Annotated in this window: 23 protein-coding genes and 1 tRNA gene; all 24 read left to right on the plus strand. The window is 70.0% G+C overall.

Features of this window, described 5'->3' with window-relative positions; genetic code table 11:
• Positions 1–14 precede the first annotated feature (14 nt).
• The 24 genes from Apa02nite_RS07425 (at position 15) to Apa02nite_RS07545 (ending at position 21,097) form a co-directional block, all read left to right on the plus strand.
• Positions 15–944, plus strand: coding sequence for a hypothetical protein (locus tag Apa02nite_RS07425; RefSeq protein WP_203824384.1), 930 nt, complete (start codon positions 15–17; stop codon positions 942–944).
• On the plus strand, positions 941–1,336 hold the full coding sequence (locus Apa02nite_RS07430) for a hypothetical protein (protein WP_203824385.1): 396 nt from the start codon (positions 941–943) through the stop codon (positions 1,334–1,336). Before Apa02nite_RS07425 ends, Apa02nite_RS07430 begins: the two co-directional genes overlap by 4 nt.
• A complete protein-coding gene (locus tag Apa02nite_RS07435) occupies positions 1,333–2,328 on the plus strand; it encodes a hypothetical protein (protein WP_203824386.1) in 996 nt (331 codons plus the stop codon). Before Apa02nite_RS07430 ends, Apa02nite_RS07435 begins: the two co-directional genes overlap by 4 nt.
• A 77-nt stretch (positions 2,329–2,405) precedes the next feature.
• A tRNA-OTHER gene (locus Apa02nite_RS07440) sits at positions 2,406–2,513 on the plus strand.
• A 104-nt stretch (positions 2,514–2,617) separates the two neighbouring features.
• Positions 2,618–2,932, plus strand: coding sequence for a hypothetical protein (locus tag Apa02nite_RS07445; RefSeq protein ID WP_203824387.1), 315 nt, complete (start codon positions 2,618–2,620; stop codon positions 2,930–2,932).
• Between the two features lie 61 nt (positions 2,933–2,993).
• Positions 2,994–3,260: a hypothetical protein gene (locus Apa02nite_RS07450; RefSeq protein ID WP_203824388.1), complete on the plus strand. Its 267-nt coding sequence runs from the start codon at positions 2,994–2,996 to the stop codon at positions 3,258–3,260.
• Positions 3,261–3,727: 467 nt separating this feature from the next.
• Positions 3,728–5,284: a terminase large subunit domain-containing protein gene (locus Apa02nite_RS07460; protein ID WP_239164174.1), complete on the plus strand. Its 1,557-nt coding sequence runs from the start codon at positions 3,728–3,730 to the stop codon at positions 5,282–5,284.
• A 10-nt stretch (positions 5,285–5,294) separates the two neighbouring features.
• Positions 5,295–6,497 carry a phage portal protein gene (locus Apa02nite_RS07465; protein ID WP_203824390.1) on the plus strand — a complete coding sequence of 401 codons (1,203 nt, stop codon included), beginning with the start codon at positions 5,295–5,297 and terminating at the stop codon, positions 6,495–6,497.
• Positions 6,494–7,129 carry an HK97 family phage prohead protease gene (locus tag Apa02nite_RS07470; RefSeq protein ID WP_203824391.1) on the plus strand — a complete coding sequence of 212 codons (636 nt, stop codon included), beginning with the start codon at positions 6,494–6,496 and terminating at the stop codon, positions 7,127–7,129. Before Apa02nite_RS07465 ends, Apa02nite_RS07470 begins: the two co-directional genes overlap by 4 nt.
• A 134-nt stretch (positions 7,130–7,263) precedes the next feature.
• Complete coding sequence (locus Apa02nite_RS07475; RefSeq protein ID WP_203824392.1) at positions 7,264–8,721, plus strand: phage major capsid protein; 1,458 nt, start codon at positions 7,264–7,266, stop codon at positions 8,719–8,721.
• A gap of 74 nt (positions 8,722–8,795) precedes the next feature.
• Positions 8,796–9,305, plus strand: coding sequence for a hypothetical protein (locus Apa02nite_RS07480; protein ID WP_203824393.1), 510 nt, complete (start codon positions 8,796–8,798; stop codon positions 9,303–9,305).
• Between the two features lie 64 nt (positions 9,306–9,369).
• Positions 9,370–9,702 carry a hypothetical protein gene (locus Apa02nite_RS07485; RefSeq protein ID WP_203824394.1) on the plus strand — a complete coding sequence of 111 codons (333 nt, stop codon included), beginning with the start codon at positions 9,370–9,372 and terminating at the stop codon, positions 9,700–9,702.
• Positions 9,699–10,145, plus strand: coding sequence for a phage tail fiber protein (locus Apa02nite_RS07490; protein WP_203824395.1), 447 nt, complete (start codon positions 9,699–9,701; stop codon positions 10,143–10,145). Before Apa02nite_RS07485 ends, Apa02nite_RS07490 begins: the two co-directional genes overlap by 4 nt.
• Before the next feature lie 13 nt (positions 10,146–10,158).
• Positions 10,159–11,232, plus strand: a complete 1,074-nt coding sequence (locus Apa02nite_RS07495; RefSeq protein WP_203824396.1) for a DUF4082 domain-containing protein — start codon at positions 10,159–10,161, stop codon at positions 11,230–11,232.
• 2 nt (positions 11,233–11,234) lie between these two features.
• Positions 11,235–12,089 carry a head-tail connector protein gene (locus tag Apa02nite_RS07500; protein WP_203824397.1) on the plus strand — a complete coding sequence of 285 codons (855 nt, stop codon included), beginning with the start codon at positions 11,235–11,237 and terminating at the stop codon, positions 12,087–12,089.
• 8 nt (positions 12,090–12,097) lie between these two features.
• Positions 12,098–12,556 carry a hypothetical protein gene (locus Apa02nite_RS07505; protein ID WP_203824398.1) on the plus strand — a complete coding sequence of 153 codons (459 nt, stop codon included), beginning with the start codon at positions 12,098–12,100 and terminating at the stop codon, positions 12,554–12,556.
• Between the two features lie 3 nt (positions 12,557–12,559).
• Entirely contained in the window at positions 12,560–13,297 is a 738-nt protein-coding gene (locus tag Apa02nite_RS07510) for a hypothetical protein (RefSeq protein WP_203824399.1), read from the plus strand.
• Between the two features lie 90 nt (positions 13,298–13,387).
• On the plus strand, positions 13,388–13,798 hold the full coding sequence (locus Apa02nite_RS07515) for a phage tail tube protein (protein WP_203824400.1): 411 nt from the start codon (positions 13,388–13,390) through the stop codon (positions 13,796–13,798).
• Positions 13,795–14,286, plus strand: coding sequence for a hypothetical protein (locus Apa02nite_RS07520; protein WP_203824401.1), 492 nt, complete (start codon positions 13,795–13,797; stop codon positions 14,284–14,286). Before Apa02nite_RS07515 ends, Apa02nite_RS07520 begins: the two co-directional genes overlap by 4 nt.
• 2 nt (positions 14,287–14,288) lie before the next feature.
• Entirely contained in the window at positions 14,289–14,729 is a 441-nt protein-coding gene (locus Apa02nite_RS07525) for a hypothetical protein (protein ID WP_203824402.1), read from the plus strand.
• A gap of 144 nt (positions 14,730–14,873) precedes the next feature.
• Positions 14,874–16,982, plus strand: a complete 2,109-nt coding sequence (locus Apa02nite_RS07530) for a phage tail family protein (RefSeq protein WP_203824403.1) — start codon at positions 14,874–14,876, stop codon at positions 16,980–16,982.
• A gap of 1 nt (position 16,983) precedes the next feature.
• Positions 16,984–19,719 carry a hypothetical protein gene (locus tag Apa02nite_RS07535; RefSeq protein WP_203824404.1) on the plus strand — a complete coding sequence of 912 codons (2,736 nt, stop codon included), beginning with the start codon at positions 16,984–16,986 and terminating at the stop codon, positions 19,717–19,719.
• Positions 19,720–19,752: 33 nt separating this feature from the next.
• Positions 19,753–20,190: a hypothetical protein gene (locus tag Apa02nite_RS07540; protein ID WP_203824405.1), complete on the plus strand. Its 438-nt coding sequence runs from the start codon at positions 19,753–19,755 to the stop codon at positions 20,188–20,190.
• A 10-nt stretch (positions 20,191–20,200) separates the two neighbouring features.
• The gene (locus tag Apa02nite_RS07545; protein WP_203824406.1) at positions 20,201–21,097 is read left to right on the plus strand and encodes a hypothetical protein; all 897 of its coding nucleotides are present in this window, start codon (positions 20,201–20,203) and stop codon (positions 21,095–21,097) included.
• Positions 21,098–21,117 lie beyond the last annotated feature (20 nt).

The following is a 21,117-nucleotide window of genomic DNA, read 5'->3' on the forward strand; positions in this document are numbered from 1 at the left end:
ACGGGATCCACTGAGTGACCACCGAATCCCCACCCGACCGGATGCCGGCGACCGTCCGCGAATGGACGGAAATCCTCGCCCGCATCCGCTTCGGCACGGTGAAGATCGGCGGGAAAGGCATCGCCGGCGCACGGATCAAGCTGGTCGCGTACCGGATGGCGAACTTCGCCGACGGCAACGGCACCCGTGTGCGGCCCGGCATCGCCCGCCTCGCCCTCGACCTGGAGATGGAGTACCGCGCCGTCGGGTCGATCGTCGCCCATCTGCGCCACCTCGGCCTGCTCGGGCTCGTCCGGGCCGGCAAGGGCGCGAAGGCCGACGAGTACCGCCTGACGCTGCCCGTGGACCTGCTCCACCGCGACGACATCGAGGTGTGGTCGCCGACCGAACAGGCGGTCGAGATCGAGAAGCTGAGCGCCGCGAAACGCCGCCTGCGCAAGCCCGCCGGGCCCCAGCCGGACGGTCCCGACGGGTCGCGAGCGCATGCCCCGGAAGGACACACGGACGACGCCCCGACGCATGCCCCTGTAGAGCATGCGTCGGGTGAGGGCGAGCGCATGCCCCAGAAGGACACGCAACCGGCTGGCGTGTGTGCCCAGGAAGGACACAAATTCGGGGGGTCACCTGCCCTAGAAGGACACACAGCGCATGCCCTACAGGGGCATGCCACCCACCAGGACCTAGACACAAGTACTACCCACCACTCCGGAGAAGACGTTTCTGCAACCGTCACCACCTCGCGTGCGAGCGGCCCGCCGGCGAAACCCGATTCCTCTCCTCGGCCAGAACGATGCGATCACGGACTGCCCGGCGGGCTCCGCGCCGACGGCCGGCCCGTGTGCGCCCTCTGCCGCGTCGCCGCGAACCGCTCGGCCGCAGCGGCACCGCTTCCCGACGGGCACATCGCGCCCGTCATCCAGCTCCGCACCCGGGAGGCGTCATGATCCTGCTGACCAAGAGCCGTGACATCGGATCGATCCTGCGCGGCCTACGTGCCGAAGCGAAACTCAGCCTCCGCCAGCTCGCCCCGCTCGTGCACGCCTGCAAGAGCGCAATCGCCAAGCGCGAGGCCAGCAGCGGCATGACCGTCGGCGCGCTCGTCGACCACGCCGCCGGACTCGGCTACGCCGTCGCCCTGATCCCCACCCCCGAGGTGCAAACCCGCCCCCGCTTCGCCGCGACCGACTTCGCCGCCGAGTACGAGCTCCTGCGCTCCACCGGCCTGACTCGCAGCCAGATCGCCGGGCGGCTGCACATGACCCGGGCCGCGATCGACCAGGCGTACGTCCGGGCCGTCCGCGCCGGGCTGCTCGCTGCCGACCGGAGGGCCGCGTGACCCAGCTCTGCGTGATCACCGGCTGCCGCCTGCGCGACCAGCACCTGCCCGGCTGCGTCGACGAGCACTGCGGCGGCTGCCTGCCCCGGACCGCCGAGGAGGGCTACGTCTGCGATACCTCGATCGCCCGGGCCGTCAGCCAGCTAGCGCTCATCGTCGACCTGGCGCCCGACGCCCGGGCCGTCGCCGCCGGCCTCGTCCGGCGCGGCGCCGGCGGCGGAGGCGGGAAGCCCGGCTCGCGGCCGCCGCTCAACGACGGGGCCACCGACGCGCTCGATGCGATCCAGAACACGCTGACGACCCTGGCGCGCGAGATCGCCGAGACACGAGGCCTTCAGAGCCCCTCTGCGCTTCATGGCGGGCCGGGGGTCACCGATCCCCTCGCCAAGGCCGCTTCGTGGCTCAGTGATCAAATGAGGTGGCTTCGGCATGCCCTTGACGATCAAGGCGGACCGTACGCCGTGACGGCATTCGCGGAGATCGCCGACAGCGCCGCCCGGATGCGCGGGATCGTCAACGGGCCGACCGCCCAGGCCTACCTCGGGCCGTGTGGCGAGTCGACGCAGGTCGAAACCACCACGTACAGCGACACCGAGCCGACCTACATGGACGGCGCGCCGTGCGAGGGCGACGTCTACGGCTACCGCGGCGCCCGGCTCGGCACCTGCCGGACCTGTGGCACCACGGTCGACCAGGACGAGCGGCGCGCCTGGCTCGACGCCCAGACCCGCGACCGGACATACCGGGCCAGCGAGATCGAGCACGCCTACAAGGTCAAGGCGCACACGATCCGGATGTGGGCCGCGCGTGGGCTAATCCACGAACACGACCGCGACCTGCTCGGACGGCCGCGGTACCTACTCGGCGACGTCCTCGACCTGGCCGCGCTCATGGCGAAACGCCGGGCCGAGAACGAGGCGAAGCGGCTACGGCGAGCAGCCGAACAGGCCGCGGAGATGACCATGCTTGACAGCGCCCGTCAAGGCTTGTGATACTCCCAAGCCAGCGGATCCAGTCCGCCCAGACCGCGACCGACGCCCCGCCCGCCAGCGGGGCTTCGTCGTATCCAGGCTCGGTAGCTCAGACGGTAGAGCGTCAGCCAGACCCGGACCCGAGCGCGCGCTGCATGGTCCGGGCGAAGGGCTGGAGGTCGCAGGTTCGACTCCTGCCCAGGCCACGCCCGCCAGTCGGGGCTTCGTCGTTTCCGGAGTCGATCATCCATCGATCACCACCCACACGGGTGACGCCGTCGCTTGTGGACGCCACCTACGCTGACCAGCCATGGGACTCCGTGACGAATGGGACAAGGCCAAGGCCGCGAACAACCTCGGGAACGGCGGCATCGCCCAGCAGACCAAGGCGAACACGCTCGGCCAAGACGCCGCGAGCGCCTACCGCGCCGGCGACTGGTACTTCACCCCGGTGCTGAACATGCCGGCCACCAAGAGCGGCGGATTCTCCGGCAACATCCGCGACTGGGCCCTCATGCTCCAGGCCATTACCCAGGCCGGATGGCAGCTCCACACCTGGGCCGTCAACATGGACCGCGAAGGCCGGCCCGAAGCAACGCCGCTGTTCGTGCGCCAGCAGCAGTAGCCACCAGCCACCCACGCAAGGCCTCGCTACGGCGGGGCCTTCGTCGTACCCGGAGGTGCCCGTGATCAGCTGGACGCACCTCGACGGCCACGACCACACCTCGCGCGAACGGATCTGCGCCTGGCTCGACGCGAACGGCTACGACCCGAAACGCGTACCGACGGATGCCTGGGCCGCCCACGACGACAGCACGAACGAGTTCATCGTGGAGTACTTCGCGGAACCCAGGCGCGTGGACCTAGCCACGGGCGACATCCCGCGGATCCACATCCGTCGTCGCGCCCTGGCGCCCATGCGGTTCGATGCCCAGCCCCAGCCAGCACCGTAGAGGCAGGCCCTGGCGCACAGCCAAGGCCCGCATGCACGCCACCTACGGGTACACGTGCCACATCTGTGGGCACGGTGGTGCACGCGAGGCAGACCACCTCACACCACTGGCCATCGCACCTGATCAGCCCATCAGCTACCAGGACATGCGGCCTGCCCATGGGAGCAACAGCCCATGCCCTGAGTGCCCGAAGCGTGAAGGCAAGCCGCGCTGCTGCAATCAGGAACGTGGAACGAAGAGTGTCGATGCAGTGAAAGCCTTCGTGCCTGCTCACGAGTGGTGATCACCCGAGCCGGACGTTTTTTAGAAAACGGACATTCGGGAGACCCCACGCCACCCCTCCCATTTATCCCCCCGGAGAGCATCGGGCCGGTCACGGGAGGTCACTGATGGGCCAGTGCTGCCCCCGGCATGATCTCGTCGAGAGCCGGCCGAGGCCCCGTGTCGAGACGCACGCCCCATACGGCTTGAGCCGTGCCGGTGAGGCGATCGACTGGGCGGCACGCTGCGGCCTGATCCCGGACAACTGGCAGGACGACGCCCTCGACCGGATCTGCGCGGTCGACGCCACCGGCCGGTGGGCGCACTTCGAGTGCTGCGAGTGGGTTTCGCGCCAGAACGGCAAGGGCTCGATCCTGGAGATCCGGGCGCTGGCCGGACTGTTCGTGTTCGGCGAAGCGCTGATCATGTGGTCGGCGCACGAGGTGAAGACAGCCCTCGAAGCGTTCCGGCGCTGCCTGACGCTGCTGCGCCGCATCGGCGTGCAGGTCGGCAACAACGAGAACCTGCTGGAGGTCGACGGCTGCCTCGTCAAGATCTCGAACACGAACTCTGACGAGGGCTTCGAGATCCTCAAGGAGCGCAACGCCGGCGGCGAGTGGGTCACGCTGGAGACGCCGCGCCGGCTGAAGTTCATCGCCCGGTCGAAGGGCTCCGGCCGTGGCTTCTCCGGCGACCTGAACATCATCGACGAGACGTTCGCGTACACCTACGTGCAGCAGTCGGCGCTGCTGTTCACGATGGGCGCCCGGAAGAATCCGCAGATCGTCTACACCTCGTCACCGCCGCTGGACGGCATCTCGGGCGACGTCATGTTCGACCTGCGGCTCCGCGGCGACCCGACCGCTCCGCGTGATCTCTCCGACGGCGCCTGGACGCAGGACCCGTCGCTGTCGTACCGCGACTGGGGTCTCGCCGGTGACCTGGAAAACCTGTCCGGCATCGACCTCGACGACCGGGCGCTGTGGAAGGCCACGAACCCATCGCTCGATGTGGTGCGTGCCGGCGGGGCCTCCGCGCTGACGACCGCAGGTGTCGAGAAGGAATGGCGAGCGCTCCGCAAGACCCCGACGGACTTCGCCCGCGAGCGCCTCGGGATCTGGCCGAAGCGGGTCGTCGCGGACAGCGGTGTGATCCCGCTGGCCCTGTGGGCCGGGCTGGCCACCACCGCGGAGGCGAACGGCCGGCCGGACCAGGTGATGTTCGCGATCAACGTCGCCAGGGACCGCAGCTTCACGACGATCGCCGCGGTGGGCGTGCAGGACGACGGCCGGTTCCAGCTGGCAATCGTGGCGTACGACCGCGGCACCGAGTGGGTCGTGAAGAAGATCCGGGAGCTGCGCGAACGCTGGGATCCACTGCTATGGGCGATCGAGGACAAGGGCCCGAACGCGTCGCTGTGGGCGGCCGCGCTGGAGCAGGCCGGCCTGGTCGAGGCGGAGGACCGCGAGAAGCCGAAGCGCGGCGAGGTCGTGGCGCCGTGGGCGAACGACGTGGCCGCCGCGTACGGACTGTTCATCGACGCGCTTGTCGACCAGAACCTCGCGCATCTGCGCGACGCACCGTTGGAAACCGCGGTGGCCGGCGCGCAGACCCGGCCGATCGGCTCGGGCGGCACGACCTGGGACGACAAGGGCGCCGTCGAAGTCAGCCCGCTGAAGGGCGTCACCAACGTGTTGTGGGCGTGGGAGACGTACGCCGCAAAGCTCATGACCACCACAAACCCGTGGGATGCCGTTTTCTGAGGAGGCGCTCGTGTCCGCATGGACGCGCATGGCCGGCTGGCTGGGCTTCGGCCAGCAACGCGCCGCCCAGCTGGATCCGCTGGTCGCCGCTCTGACGAGCCGGTACGCCAACATCGGCGGCACCCCGGTCAACCCGGACTCAGCGGCCAGAAAGGTCGCCGTCGGGTCGACGATCCGACTGATCACGAACACCGGCCGGACCATGCCGATCCACGCCTTCAAGGGCACCGGTGGTGAGACCCAGGAACTGGCGACGCCGCGGATCCTCGACGACCCGGACGGCACCGGCCGCGGCATTGACGACTGGGTCGCCCAGGCGCTGTGGTCGCTCGCGGCTCGCGGCAACCTGATGGTGCACGTGCTCACCATGGACGGCTTCGGCCGGCCGGAGACGATCGAGGTGATGCACCCCGACCTGATCGTTCCGGACCCGGATCCGACGACCGGTGAGCTGTGGTGGCGTCCGGCTGGTGGGCCGCGGATCCCGGGCCGGCGCGTGATCCACGTCCGGCTGTTTCCCGTGCCCGGTCAAGTGCTGGGGCTGTCACCGATCGAGCAGCACGCGGCCGCGATCGGCGCCGGCATCGCCGCCGAGAAGTTCGGCTCCGATTTCTTCGGCTCCGGCGGGCACCCGACCGCGCTGCTCAAGTCGCCGTCACCGCTGACCCAGCCGCAGGCCGACGTGGTCAAGAGCAAGTTCCGGATCGCCGCCGAGTCCCGCGAACCGGTGCTGCTGCCCGACGGGATCACCTACGAGCAGATCCAGGTCAAGCCGAACGAGTCACAGTTCCTCGACGCCCAGGGCTACAGCTCCGCGGAGTGCGCGCGGATTTTCGGCCCGGGTTTTGCCGAGGCCCTCGGCTACGAGACCGGCGGGACGTACACGTACGCGAACGCCGTGGACTCCGACGTGAAGCTGCTCAAGTACAGCCTCGACGCCTACCTCACGCCGATCGAACGCGTGCTGTCGCGCTGCCTGCCGAAGCCGCACTACGCGAAGCTCAGCCGCGACTCGCTGCTGCGGATGAACCCCCTCGACCGGCACCGCATCTACGAGATCCGGAGCCGCATCGGCATGGACACCCCGAACGTTCAGCTCGCCCTTGAGGACCGGCCGCCGGTCGCTTGGGGCGACAAGCCGTACGTCGTGCAGAAACCCAGCACCAGCACCAGCACCAGCGGCGCCGAGTCGCAGACGGGAGCCGAGAAGTGAGCCACCTCGACCGCCGGGCCCGGTTCACCCGGTCCTTCACCGTGCGTGCGCAGCTGCGCGCCGGCGACGCTGGCGCGACCGCCCTCGACGGGTACGCGTCGATCACCGGCAGCCCGTACTCGGTGCGTGACTGGCTCGGCGAGTACGACGAGACCATCGAGCCCGGCGCGTTCAAGAAGACCCTCGCCGAGAAGGACGACGTCCGGCTCCTGCTCAACCACGACGGGCTGCCGCTCGCGCGGACCAGCTCGGGCACGATGACGCTGTCCGAGGACGGCCAGGGCCTGCACGTCGTCGCCGAGCTGGACCGCCGGTCGTCGTTGGTCAACGACGTCGCGGTGGCTATGGAACGCGGCGACCTCACCGAGATGTCGTTCGCGTTCTCCGCCACCCGGCAGGAATGGAACGAGGACTACACCGAGCGGTTCATCCGCGAGGTGAAGCTCTTCGACGTCTCCGTGGTTACCTACCCGGCGAACCCGGCGACCACCGTGAAGCTCCGCGGCGCCGACCTCGACGAGCTGCAGGACGACGAACTGCGCGAGCTCGTCGCCCGCGCCCAGCGGCGCCTCGCGCCGCGCATCGACGCCGGCGCGCTGGATGCGCTACGCGTCGCCATCGACTTGGCCTGACGGCCAACCCGCCACCGCACCCCGAGTTGCGCCGGAGCCTGCGCCGGAGCGCCTTGCGCGCCACCACCCAGGCCACCACCCGATGCGGATCGCAGTGGCTCTCCCCATCCCGCTGAACCGAAAGGACCACCGGCATGACGCCGCTGGAACTCCTCCGCCAGCGCCTGGAAGAGCTGCGTTCGCAGATCACCACCAAGCGCTCTCGCGGTACCGAAATCCTGTCCATGCCCGGCGACCAGCTCACCAACGAGCTGACTGACGAGGCCTCCCAGATCCGTTCCGCCCTCGTCCAGCTGCGCAAGCAGGAGGAGGAGCTGATCGCCCAGGTCCGCGAGGAAGAGGCCGTCGAGGCCCGGCAGGCCGGTGCCCGCACGGCCCGCGTCGCGGCCGGCACCACCGAGGTGCCCGAGGCCCGCGGTGTCGGTGGCGCCCGCGTCACCCGCGAGGAGCGCACCTACGACCGGCGCAAGGCCAACAACGGCGAGGCCGGGTTCTTCTCCGACGCCTTCCGCGCGCAGACCTACAACGACCACGCCGCCCAGGAGCGCCTCGGCCGGCACATGCAGGAGATGTCCGTCGAGGGCGAGGGCGCCCACCAGCGCGCCACGACCACCGCGTCGTACGCATCGCTGGTCGTGCCGCAGTACCTGATCGACGAGTACGCGCTACTGCAGCGCGTCGGCCGGCCGACGGCGAACATCGTGCGCAACCTGCCCCTGCCGTCACAGGGCATGACCCTGTCCGTGCCGCGCGGCACCACCGGCGCGTCTGCCGCGTCGCAGGCCACCCAGAACTCGGCGCTGTCGAACACCGACGAAGTGTGGGCCGACCTGTCCGTCCCGGTCGTCACGATCGGCGGTCAGCAGGACGTCTCGCGGCAGTCGCTGGAACGAGGCATTCCGGGCCTGGACGGGATCGTCTACCGGGACCTCGCCGGCGCGTACTACGCGGAGGAGGACCGCCAGGTCCTCGCCGGATCCGGTGCGTCCGGGCAGATGCTCGGCATCCAGAACACCGGCTCGATCAACCAGGCCACTGCGTACACCGCGGCGGTTACCGCGGTCACGTTCTTCACCAAGACCGCCGGCATGGTCGCGACCATCGCGAGCGCGGGCACCGACATCGTGCCGTCGCACTGGGTCATGCACCCGCGCCGCTGGTACTGGCTGCTGAGCCAGGTCGATTCGCAGAACCGGCCGCTGGCGCTGCCCGCCATGAACGGCGCGATGAACGCGATGGCGATCAACCAGGCGCCGGGCGGCACGTCGTTCGACGGCTACGCGAACCCGCCGATCTTCGTCGGCGTGTTCCACGGCCTGCCGGTCGTCATCGACGCGAACGTGCCCACCGCGGTCGGCACCGGCCCCGAGGACCTGGTCTTCCTGATGGACGCCGACAAGGCGATCCTCTGGGAGGACAACGGCGGCACCCCGCGCCAGATGCGCTTCGAGCAGACCCTGGCGAACCAGCTGACGATCAAGCTGGTGCTCTTCAACTACGCCGCGTTCACCGCTGGCCGGTACCCGCAGGCGTTCGGCCTCGTCGGCGGCAACAGCGCTTCGACGTTCGGCCAGGTCGCGCCGACGTTCTGATTCGACTCCGGGCCGGCCGTACCCCCGTTCGGCCGGCCCGGTCCCATCCCGTTCCGACAGAAAGGGCGGCTCCCATGTCGTCGAACCAGATCGACTCGGCGGCCCAGGTCGCCATGCTCGTGCCGCAGTCGACCCGCGACAACTACGTCGAGCAGATCCGCCGGGCGGCCGTCGCCCGCGGTATCACCCTCGCCGCGGCCCGCAGCGAGAAGGTCAAGGCCTGGCGGATCCAGCACGAAGCCACCCCGCTCGACGGGTACAACGTGCTGGCCGACTGGCTGGAGGGCGCCGACCTCGGCATTTCCGAGAGCGTCGACCCGGCCGAGGCGGCGAAGGTGCGGGCGCTGGAGTCAGCGAAGCGCGACCCGCAGGCCCCGCAGTCGGTCCTCGATCTCTCCGACGCCGAACTTCGTAAGGAGATTGACGCGGCGCGCAGCGCCCAGGTGTCGGCAGGTGCGCCGGTCATCACCGACGACGGTGCCGAGATTCCGGCGAGCAAGGTCGACGCGATCCTCGCGGACGACGAGAAGCCGTCCGAGGCGGCGAAGCCGAGCACGTCGGCGAGGCCGTCCACCAGTAAGTGATCGTGCGGGTGCCCGGCTGCGCGAGGCCGGGCACCGGCGCCACACCCGACCCCCTGGAGGGGCTGTGACCACGAACATCGGCGGCGGCCGCGCGCTACGCGTCTGCGACCTCTGCGGCGGCATCGACGACCACCCCCGGCACTCGTTGCTGGGTGGCGACCTGGGCGTCTTCCCGAAGCCCGAGCCCGCCATCGTGCTGCGGGTGACGCAAACAGCGCCAGCAGACCAGGTCGAGCGGCTGCTGACCGAGCTGCTCGACACCGGCACCACCGACCGGCACCTCGACTGCTGCCGCGAGGCCGGATGCCCGACCGGTGACTGCAACCGCCGGACCGCTGGCGGCGAGGACCTGCGCGGCACCGACCTGCTCGACCATCTGATCGGAGCCAGCCAGTGAGACTGCGGATCCTGTGGCTGCTGGCGGCCCTGATGCTGGCGACCCGTGGCCTGTCCAGCACCAACCTCGCAAACGCGTGGTTGAACACGATGCGCGGCGGCGGGAACGGCGTCACCTTCACCGCCCCGGCCACCCTGTTCGCCCAGTTGCACACGGGTGACCCGGGCGCATCCGGCACCACCGCGGTCAGCTCGACCACCACCCGGCAGGCGATGGGGTTCGGCGCGGCCTCGGCCGGGTCGATGTCGCTGTCGACGCAACCGTCGTGGACGTCGTGGGCCGGCACGAACGGTGAGGTCGTCACCGACGCTTCCTGCTGGTCGGCGTCGAGTGCGGGCACGTTCTACTTCAGCACTCAGTTCACGGTGAGCCGGACCGTCAACACCGGCGACACGATCACCGTGACGTCCTGGACGTTCTCGCTGGCACCGCAAGCGGCCTGACGGGAGGGTCGCCGTGGCGAACCTCTTCACCAGCCAGACCCCGGCCAGCGCCGACAACTCCGACGGTGCACCTGGTATCACCACGGCGACGACCGTGGTGTTCGCCGCCGATGGCACGGTCACCGGGATTCGGTTCTATGCCACCGCGACCGTAAGTGGCACGTACGTCGGGGCGCTGTGGACGGTTGACTCCAGCGACCCCGGTGGGGGCACGCTGAAGGCGTCCAAGACGCTCGGCGTCACCCCGACCGGTGGCGCCTGGAACACCATTACCTTCGACACCCCAGTAGCCGTCACCGCAGGAGTGGCGTACCGGGCCGGCTTGTTCAGCGGCGCCGGCCGGTACGTTGCGACATCCGGGTTCTTTGCTTCCGGGCTGACCAACGGCAGCATCACCGCCCCGGTCAACGGAGCCACAGTCGGCTCGGTTGTGATCTCGCAGGGGACGTTCCGGATCGACTCGGCCCTCGACTACCCCAACGCCACGTTCGGGTCCGCGAGCTACTTCGTCGACGTCGAATACAGCACTGGCGGCCCCGCCACGGTCACCGCGGACGCTGCGCTTGCGGTCACCGCCACCGTGTCGGCCGGCGCAGCTCGTACCGCCCTTCCCGCTGCGGCACTGTCCGCCACGGCGACGCTGGCCGCCGGTGCCAGCCGGACCGCCCTACCCATCGCAGCGCTGGCGACGACGGCGACCCTGACGGCGGGCACCGCCCGGCAGGCACTCCCGGCCGCGGCCCTCACCGCGACAGTCACGCTGACTGCGGGCGCCACGGTCGGAGCCGCCCCGGCTACCGCGGCAGCCGCGCTCACCGTCACCGCCTCGCTCACTACGGCAGGCACCCGCGTGACGTCACCGGCCGCCGCGCTCCCCGTGTCCGCGGCGTTGTCGGCCGGTGCGGGCCGAGCCGCTCTGCCGACGGCAGCAATCGCGGTCACTGCGACCCTCGTCGCCGGCGTGAATCCGTCCCCGGGCGGCGGATCCAGCGCGCCCGGACCTGCGATCCGCACGACCAGTCACCGCCTGGTACTGGCCACCACCGGCTACGACCGCACCCTGCGAACCCAGAGCCGAGGAGGCTGAGAATGGCCACGTACGACCTCGGCGACGGAGTGCCGCTCGAACACGAGGTACGCAACGTCGACCAGGCGCTGACCAGCGCCACTGTCACGCTCGGACTGACCCGCCCGGACGGCACCACCTTCCCCGCTCCGACGGTCACCAGCCCGTCGACCGGCATCTACCGGGCGACCCCGATCCCGGATGTCACCGGCACCTGGGCGGGCGTCTGGTCGACAAGCGGCGCGGTCGTCTCCGTGACCCCGTTCGCGTTCACCGTCGGCAACCCAGGCCCGCTGGCGTACACCGACGTCACCACGGTCAAAGCGGCCATGGGCAAGACCACGGCCGACGACCGCGATGACCTGATCCAGCAGGCGATCAGCGCCGCATCCCGATGGATCGACGGGCGGACCGGCCGCCGGTTCTACGCCGACACCGCAGCGACCGCCCGCACGTTCCTGGTTAGCGGCAGGTCCGCATGCGTCGGCACCGACCAGGTGATCTACGTCGACGACATCGCCGCCCTGACCGGCCTGGCCGTCGCCACCGGCACCACCGGTTCGTACGTCACCGCCACAGGCTGGGAGGCCGGCCCCGACAACGCGCTCGTCTACGGCCGGCCGCTGACCGAGATCCGCGCCTCGGCCGGCTGGCTGCCTGCCTACGGCCGGGTGCAGGTGACCGCCCGGTGGGGCTTCCCGAGCGTCCCGGACCAGATCGTTCAGGCCGCCACGCTCCTCGCGGCCCGGTTCTACCGGCGCAAGGACTCCCCGAACGGTGTCATCGGGTCGGCCGACTGGGGCGTGATCCGGGTTAGCCGGACCGACCCCGACGTCGAGGCGCTCATTCAGCCGTTCGTCGTTCCAGTGATCGCGTAGGGGCAGGCGTGGACATCTCCGTGATCAAGAAGGCGCTCGCCGCCGCGGTCCGCGCGGCCGACATCAACATCCCCGGCGCCGGCCGCATCGAGGCCTACCACCACTCGCCCGCGTCCCCCAACGTCCCCGCGTTCACCTGCGGCCAGGTCGTCATCGACCCGATGGGCACGTTCGGTCAGGGCGGGCCGGGCATGGAAACCCTGGACATCACCTGCTCGGTGCTCACTTCGACGGCCGAGGACGACGACGGCCAGCAGCTGCTCGACAAGCTGATCTCGAAGGACGGCTCGTACTCGATCCGCGCGGCCCTGCTCGCGGCCCGCGGCGAGCCCGGCGAACTGGCTCTCGGCGGCGCCGCTGACGACGTCTGGGTCACCCGGATCGACGGCTACCGAATGCTCGCGTACGGCGGCGAGGACCAGAACTACTACGGCGCCGACATCACCGTGCGCGTGATCGGAGACTGACCGATGGCCAAGTCCGTCCTGCAGAACGTGCGGCTGTTCGTCGCCGGCGCCGACCTGACCACGGTCAACAACCAGCTGGAGCTGAAGCCGGAGGTCGAGGACAAGATGTCCACGGCGTTCGTGCCGACCGGTGACGTGTGGGTGGAGCGCCTGGCGGGCCTGCGCAGTGTGCAGGCCTCGGCCGAGGGCCAGTGGGAGGCCGGCGACCTGAGCAAGGTCGACGACGTCGCGTGGGCCACGCTTGGTTCGACGACACCGTGGACGGCGTGCCCGGCCACTGCGGCGGTCGGGTCGCTGGCGTACCTGTTCAACTCGGTCGGCGGCAGCTACGAACTCGGCGACCAGGTCGGCGAGGTCGCGCCGTGGAAGGCCGAGGGCCGGGGCACGTCGCCGCTGGTCCGTGGTCAGATTGCGCACCCGCCGGGCACCGCCCGGACCGCGTCCGGCACCGGCACGTCCGCGCAGCTCGGTGCGGTCTCCGCGACTCAGGCGCTGTATGTCGGCCTGCACGTGCACTCGGTGTCCGGGACCACGCCGAGCCTGACCGTCCGGGTCGAGTCCGACAACGCGACCGGGTTCCCGTCGCCGGTCACGGTCGGCACGTTCTCGGCGGCGACCGCGATCGGTGGGCAGTGGATGCGGATCCCCGGTCCGATCACCGACGACTGGTTCCGCGCGGCGTGGACGATCTCCGGCACCACGCCCAGCTTCCTGTTCACCGTTTCTTTCGGCATCGCCTGACCAGGCGCACGCCACCCGTCCCCATCCCCTGAACCACCGAGCCCGTCGTCCCCGCGGCGGGCTTTTCGGCGTGCCCGAAAGGACAGTTCCATGGCCAAGAGCGTGCTGCTCGCCAGCTTCATCTCCGTCAACGCGACCGACTTGTCGGCCTTCGCCTCGAAGATCGAGCTGAAGGTCGAGTGCGAGGACCAGGACGTGACCACGTTCGCCAGCGGCGGCTGGAACGAGCGCCTGGCCGGCCTGAAGTCGTTCGAGCTGAGCGTCACCTGGAAACAAGACACCGCGGTGTCCCAGCTCGACCAGCAGCTCTGGACGCTGTTCGGGACCCTGCCCGCGTTCGAGGTCCGTCTGTCGAACGCCGTGGTCGGCACCTCGAACCCGAAGTACACCGGCAACGTGCTGATCAAGGAGCACTCGCCGATCGCGGGCTCGGTCGGCGACGTCGCCGAGATGGACGTCTCCTACCCGGGCAGTGGGGCGCTGGCGCGCGCCACGGCGTGATCACGTTCGGCGTTGACGGCCAGTCCCTTAAGACCGTCGCCGCGCACCTGGCCGCGCAGGAGAACGGGAAGCTGCTCAAGCGCGAGCTCGGCGCGAAGATCCGCAAGGCCCTTCAGCCCGCGGTCGCCGAGGCCCGGGCCGGAATTCTCGCCATGGACTCCGGTGGCCTCCCGCTCGACGGCGGTGGACTGCGGGCCGCAATCGCTCGCCGGGTTCGCGCTCAGGCGAAGCTGTCCGGCCGCTTCCCCGGCGCGAAGGTGCACGTCTCGAAGCGCGGCATGCCGCGGGGCTTCGAGCTGGCCGCCCGGCGCACGAACCGGCGCAAGGGCTGGCGGCACCCAGTGTTCGGAAACACCGACGTGTGGGCCCGGCAGCTTGGCCGGCCCGGCTGGTTCGACGACCCGATGCGCCGCGGGCGTCCCCGCTACCGGCGCGCCGTCCTCGAGGCGATGGAAACCGTCGCCCGGCAGATCACCAGGAGAGTCTGAACATGCTGGTCACGTACAAGCCGGAGGACGGGGAGCCGAAGACCTGGGAGTGGATCCCGGGCCGGGTCCGGATCTCTGAGTGCGCCATCGCCGAGAAGGTGTTCGGCAAGTCGTGGGAGGTCCTCGTTGCCGAGGTTCAGCAGGGCTCCGCGCAGGCGCGCCGGGTGCTGCTGTGGCACCTGCAGCGCCGCGAGCACCCGCTGCTGCGGTTCGAGGACGCGCCGGACTTCTACGCCGACGAGCTGCTCATCGAGTACGACGCCAGCGAGCTGCGCGCCATGCGCGATGGCGTGGCCAAGTCGTCCGGCGGGATGTCGGTCGCTGAGCGAGAGATGGCCCTGGCCGCGCTCGACACGGAGATCGCGGTCGCTGAGGCCCGGGCGTCGCTGGCCGCGATCACCTCGGAGCTGCCCTCGGGAAAAGCGGCGTCGAGCAGCGACTGAACGACCGCGCCGGACTGCTCGCGCACTACTGCAACATCCGCCCGTGGGAGCACGAGCTGCTCACCTACGAGCAGGCCATGAACCTCTGCGACTGGGTCGACCGGGCCAACAAGGACCCGGACAACTGAACACCGAGGGGGTGCCGTGAGCGACACCGCCGTGGTCTTCAACGTCCTCGCCCGCGACCGGGCGAGCAAGGTCTTCAAGGACATCCGCAAGGCCGCCCAGGACGGCTCGTCCGGCATCAAGATGGCCTTCGGCCCGGCCCTGATGCCGGTGCTCGCCACCGCGACCGCCGGCGTCGTCGGCCTGGGCGCGGCGCTGTCCGGCGCGGGTGCGGGCATTGGCGTGTTCGGCGCGGTCGCGAAGTCCGCGTTCACGGAGATCAGCGAGGCGTCGACGAAGACGCAGGACCTGCGCGACAAGATCGAGCTGCTGACCGAGCAGGCCAAGGTTGCTGAGCAGACCGGCCTGGCCGACGCGGGGAAGATCGAGGCTGCCCGGGACAAGGCACTCTCCGAGCTGATGGCCCGGTACAACCTGATGCCGCCGGCGCTGCGCAAGGTCACGATGGCGTACGACGGCATGAAGTCCAGCTGGAAGGGCTTCGTCGACCAGAACAAGCCCAAGACGTACGCGATCATGACGACGGGCTTCAACACCCTGTCGGCGATCATCCCGAAGCTGCAGCCGCTGTTCGACGTCGGCGCGGCCGCCGCGGCCCGGTTCGCGGGCTGGCTGCAGAAGGCGACCGCGACCGGCGGCATCGACCGGCTGGTGTCGTGGCTGACCGATCAGGCCGGCCCGGCGATCGACAACCTGGCGCGGATCGGCAAGAACATGGGCATCACCATCGGTGCCGCGTTCAAGTCGACCGTCCCGGCCGGGCAGGGCCTGCTGAAGTGGCTGGGCGACGCCAGCGAGAAAGCCGCGAACTTCGCCAAGGGCGGCGGCTTCGAGCGGTTCATGTCGTATGTCGATAAGTCCGGCCCGGGCGTGGTGTCGACGCTGTCGAACCTGGCGTCGGCGGCGATGAACATCGCCCGCGCGGTGACGCCGCTGGCACCGGTGTCGCTGGCGATCGCGTCGGCGTTGACCGCGCTGGTCGCGGCCGCCCCGCCGGGGGTGATCACCGCGCTGGTCTCCGCGTGGGTCGCGTACTCGGTCGCGGTGAAGGCGTATCACGCCGGAGTGCTGGTGGTCGGTGTCGCCACGAAGGCGTGGTCGGCGGCGCAGCTCGTCCTCAACGGAGCGATGGTCGCCGCGAACTTCGTCCGGGCGACCGCACAGATCGCCGCGTACCTGATCAAGGTCGGCGCGGTGAAGGTCGCGACGCTCGCGACCGCGGCCGCGCAGGCAGTGTGGAACGCGGCGCTCATCGCGGCGAACTTCGTGGCGGCGACGGCGCAGATCGCGGCGTACCTGGTGAAGCAGCTGGCGGTGTCCATCGCGACGCGGGCGTGGGCCGCGGCGCAGTGGCTCCTCAATGCCGCGATCGTCGCAGCGAACTTTGCCGGTGCCGTGCTGAAGCTCGCTGCCTACCTGGTGACGCAGGGCGCGATCGCGGTGGCGACGAAGGGCTGGGCGGCCGCGCAGTGGCTGCTGAACGTGGCGATGAACGCGAACCCGATCAGCTTGGTGATCATCGCGGTCGTCGCGCTGATCGCGATCTTCGCGGTCCTGTGGACCAAGAGCGCGGCCTTCCGCAATTTCTGGATCGGCTTGTGGAACACGGTCCGGTCGACCGCCGCGGCGGCGTGGACGTTCGTGCGGAACCGGGCGACCAGCTTCTACAACTGGATCATCGGCCTGCCGGGCCGGGTCAGCTCGCGGCTGAGTTCGATGTTCAACGGCCTGTGGTCCGGTTTCAAGAGCGTCGCGAACCGGATCATTGCCGGCTGGAACAACATGCAGTTCAGCATCGGCGGCGGCAGCTTCATGGGCTACAACGTGCCGTCGTTCAGTGTCGGCACGCCCGACATCCCGTACCTCGCCAAGGGCGGCAACGTCGCGCTCGGCGGTGCCGCGGTCGTCGGTGAGAAGGGTCCCGAGCTGGTATCGCTGCGCAAGGGCGCGCAGGTCACCCCGCTCAAGGGGGGCACCACCGCCAGCGGCATGGGCGACGAGAACACGGTCACCATCTACTTCGACTTCGGCGGCAGCGAGTTCGGCCAGCTGATGACGCACGCCATCCGAACCCAGCCCGCCGTCGCCGGCGCACTGGCCAAGCAGCTGCGGATCAAGGTGAAGTGAGATGGCGTTCCCGACCACCCCTCTGCCGCTGTTCGTCGGCCTGGCCGTTGGCGCCGACCCGGTCAACCCGGCCGGCTGGGAGTTCGCCGACATCAGCAACGACGTCCGGGCCCGCGCCGGCGTGTCCATCCAGGTCGGCCGGCAGGACGAGAGCGACCTGGTCGACGCGACCAAAGTCGGTGTGACGCTCGACAACCGGGCGGGCAGGTACTCCCGGGTCAACCCGATAAGCGACCTGTACGGCCTGCTCGACAAGGGCACCCCGATCCAAGTCCGGGTGACCCGGATCGTCGACACGTTCACCCGGTCGTTCAGCAACGGGCTCGGCACCGAACCGAACTCCGGATTCACCTGGACGCATGTCAACCCGACCTGCTGGAACGCCACCGGATCCGCAGCGACCTGCACCTTGGCGGCTGCCGCTGACACCGCCACCGCGCTGGTGGCCGATGCGGCCGGCCACGACGTCGAGGTCCTGTCGACGGTCAGCGTGCCCGCGGTGATGACCGGCGCGTCCTGGGTCCACGCCACCGTGGTCCGCCGCGTTGACGGCAGCAACCAATACCGCCTGTACTGCGAATTCACGACCGCCGGAACGGTCGCTGTAAAGATCGCCAAGGTGTCCGGAGGGGTCAACACCGACCTGACCGGCGTCATCTCCACGGGGGTCACCTACTCGGCGGGAACCCGGATCCGGGTGCGGGCCCGGGCGATCGGTGCGACCCTGCAGATTCGGTGCTGGCTGGAATCCGGGCCGGAGCCGACGGGCTGGCACGCCCAGGTCGACGACGACGATGTGGTTGGCACGCTCACCGGCCTGTTCTCGTGGCGGGTCACCGGGAACACCAACGCAGGCAGTTTGACCGCGACGATCGATGACTTCCGGATGGACGTGATCCGGGCGACGACTCCGGTCCCGGAGTGGCCGGTCCGCTGGGACCAGTCCGGTAAGAACGTGGTCGCGCCGGTCGTCGGCGCCGGGATCCTGCGGCGGCTCGGGCAGGGCCAGCCCGCGCTCCGGTCGCCGATCTTCCGGCAGCTGTCGGCGCAGCCGGTGTGCGGGTACTGGCCCCTCGAGGACGGCTCGGACTCGACGCGGGCGTCGTCGGCGGTCGTCGGCGGGGTCGTCGCGTCCGGTGCCGAGGTGACGTTCGGGAACGACGACCGGCCGCCGGGCGCGGCCAGCGCCGCGGTCCTCACGACCGGCGGTGGCACGTCGTATGTCACCGGCACCGTCAAACGGTGGACGCAGCCACAGACCGGTTACGCGGTCATGTGCTACTTCCGGCTGCCGACGCTGCCGGTCTCCGGTGCGCCTCTCGTCGTCAACGGCAATCGGCTGATGCGGATCTCGGCCGTCGGCACGGTGGTCCGCTGGGTCATCTACGCCACCAGCGGCGGGTTCTACATCGAGGGCTACGCGAACGACGGCAGCCTGACCGTCAACACCGGCAGCTTCAGCTACGTGATCAACCCGCTCAAGTGGACCGCGCTGCAGCTGGAGGCCGAGGAGACCGGCGGCACCGTGAACTGGCGGCTGCTCTGGTACCAGGTCGGCGCGACCGACGGCATCACCTTCCTCGCGTCGGGCTCGTACTCCGGCACCGCGGACCGTGTCACCGCGGCGAGCCTGCTGGCCCCGGTGGACAGCACCGGGGTGTCGCACCTGTGGGCCGGGCATCACACGCTGGCGTTCCTCGACGTTCCGTTCATGCGGATCGCGGCCGGCTACGCGGGCGAGACCGCCGGCGCCCGGCTGGCCCGGCTGCACACCGAGAACGGGATCCCGTTTGCGTTGATCGGTTCGGAGTCGACGACCTCGACGATGGGCGCGCAGCCTGTCGGCACGTTCATCGACCTGGTCCGGGACTGCGAGCAGGCTGACCAGGGGGTGCTGTACGAGCGCGGCGCCGGGCTCGGATATCTGCCCCGCAGGTCGCGGTACAACCAGAACCCGGCGATGGTCCTGGACTTCGCGGCCGGGCATGTCTCGTCGCCGCCGGAACCGACCGACGACGACCAGCGCCTCCGGAACCGGATCACCGTGTCACGGCCGGGCGGGTCGGAGGTCATCGCGGAGGTTCTGGCGTCGATCGCGCGCAGCGGTGTCTATGCCGACGAGGTCGAGATCAACGTGGAGACCGACGCGCAGCTCGACGACCACGCCACGTGGCGGCTGCACCTCGGCACGATTGACGAGTTGCGCTGGCCGCGGATCACCTTGGACCTGGCGCGGAATCCGGGCCTGATCGCCGCCTGGTGCAAGGTTCGGGTCGGGTCGCGGATCACGATCGCGAACCCGCCGAGCGCAGTCGCCGGCCAGGACCTGGACCTGATCGTCGAGGGCTGGACCGAGAACCTGTCGATTTACTCGTGGGACGTCGAGCTGTCCTGCTCGCCGGCCCGGCCGTGGGACGTCGCGGTGTACGACGACCCGGGTTCGCGCCGGGACTCGACATCCTCGACGCTCGCCGCCTCCGTGAATTCGACGGCGACGTCCCTGTCGATCACCACCCCGAATCTTGTCGAGGCGTGGACGACGAAGGCCTCCGCCTACCCTCTCGACCTCAACGTCGGCGGGGAGCGGATCACGGTCACCAGTGCCATGTCCGCGCCGTCCGGGACCGGGCCGTACACCCAGACCGCTCCGGTGACACGCAGCGTTAACGGGATCGTCAAGTCGCAGGCGGCGGGCACCAAGGTCAGTTTGTGGAAGCCGCTCCCGCGGGCTCTGTGAGAGGAGAGGTCCATGTCTGCCGGTGACATCGTTTTGGCGCTCGACACGCCGCCTGCCGCGTACGACGAGGAGGTCGCGGATGAGACCGCGTGGACGAACACGTCGTTCGACTCGGGCTCCAGCGTCTGCGGTACCACGTTCGTGGCGCCGACGTCGGGCGCGGTCGTCGTGCACTGGTTCGCGCGGTTACAGGCGAACTCGGCGAACCAGCGGGCGCTGGCCAGCATTTCGGTCGCGACGGGCGGCACGCTCGGGTCCGGCACGGTGGTGTCGGCTGCGAACGATGACGGTGCGATCGAGACCTCGCAGGGCACGACCGGTGGCGTCGAGACGCGGATGGGTGCGTCGGCGTTCCGGTATATCTCCGGCCTGACCGCGGGCTCGACGTACAACGTCGTCGTGCAGAAAAAGGTGTTCGGCGGCAACGGCAGCATCTTCCACCGCTCGGTCCTCGTCCTTCCGGCGCCCTGAGGAGCTGACCATGAATGATCCGTTTTTGGTGCCGTGCCTGGTCACGCTGCGGTCCGAGTTCAACGCGGTCGCGCCCGGCCGGGACAAGGGTGCGGACGGCTGGATCGGCAACCGGGCGCATGCCCTGTCCAGCTCCGATCACAACCCGGACGAGACCGGCCGGACGCCGTACTCCGACGCGGACTTCGTCGACGAGGTCCACGCCGTGGACATCGACGGCGACGGCCCGTGGCCGGACGGCCGTGGTGGCCAGGCGGGCGGATGGTTCGACCGCACGATCCGGGCCATCGCGGCGCAGGAGCGCCGCGAGTTCCTGAGCACCACGGTCTTCGGCCGGCTGCAGAACATCATCTGGCGCGGCCAGATCATCTCCCGCTCGTGGGGCTGGTCGGAATGGCACGACTACGACGGCCCGTCCGACCACTTCGATCATGCGCATTTCAGCGCCCGCTACACCTCCGCGCAGGAGGCCGACACCCGCCCGTGGGGCGTACTGGAGGATGACGTGACCGAGGCCGAACTCATTGCCGCAGTGGAGAAGGCGCTCGCGGGCGCCAAAGGGCAGGCCGCGATGTGGAACGCAACGCTGGCGCAGGACCGGATCCAGGGCTACGACTCGACCGGGGCCGCGCTGCCCGAGAACCCGGCGGACCCGGCCGCCGACGACATGACGGTGGCGTCGGCAATCACGTTCGCGGCCCGGTTCGCCCGGGTCGGCGAGGCGCAGCTGGCGGCGCTGAAGGCGCAGCTGGCCGAGCTGTCGGCGCAGGTCGGCCAGGTCGACGAGCAGACCGCCGCGGCCATCTTCGGCGGCAGCACCGAGCAGCTGCGCGACGTGCTCGTCGACGCGCTCGGCCGGGCCCGCGCGGCCGAGCTCGGCGCGCTGCTGACCGCTCCGGCCGCGTGACCCGGTTGATCCGGCCCGGC

This window comes from Actinoplanes palleronii (genome assembly GCF_016862315.1).
Lineage (GTDB): Bacteria > Actinomycetota > Actinomycetes > Mycobacteriales > Micromonosporaceae > Actinoplanes > Actinoplanes palleronii.

Coding starts and splice junctions, on each gene's coding strand:
- Apa02nite_RS07545 (WP_203824406.1), top strand. CDS start 20,201: ATGAATGATCCGTTTTTGGTGCCGTGCCTGGTCACGCTGCGGTCCGAG.
- Apa02nite_RS07510 (WP_203824399.1), top strand. CDS start 12,560: ATGGCCAAGTCCGTCCTGCAGAACGTGCGGCTGTTCGTCGCCGGCGCC.
- Apa02nite_RS07515 (WP_203824400.1), top strand. CDS start 13,388: ATGGCCAAGAGCGTGCTGCTCGCCAGCTTCATCTCCGTCAACGCGACC.
- Apa02nite_RS07525 (WP_203824402.1), top strand. CDS start 14,289: ATGCTGGTCACGTACAAGCCGGAGGACGGGGAGCCGAAGACCTGGGAG.
- Apa02nite_RS07445 (WP_203824387.1), top strand. CDS start 2,618: ATGGGACTCCGTGACGAATGGGACAAGGCCAAGGCCGCGAACAACCTC.
- Apa02nite_RS07480 (WP_203824393.1), top strand. CDS start 8,796: ATGTCGTCGAACCAGATCGACTCGGCGGCCCAGGTCGCCATGCTCGTG.
- Apa02nite_RS07430 (WP_203824385.1), top strand. CDS start 941: ATGATCCTGCTGACCAAGAGCCGTGACATCGGATCGATCCTGCGCGGC.
- Apa02nite_RS07535 (WP_203824404.1), top strand. CDS start 16,984: ATGGCGTTCCCGACCACCCCTCTGCCGCTGTTCGTCGGCCTGGCCGTT.
- Apa02nite_RS07500 (WP_203824397.1), top strand. CDS start 11,235: ATGGCCACGTACGACCTCGGCGACGGAGTGCCGCTCGAACACGAGGTA.
- Apa02nite_RS07475 (WP_203824392.1), top strand. CDS start 7,264: ATGACGCCGCTGGAACTCCTCCGCCAGCGCCTGGAAGAGCTGCGTTCG.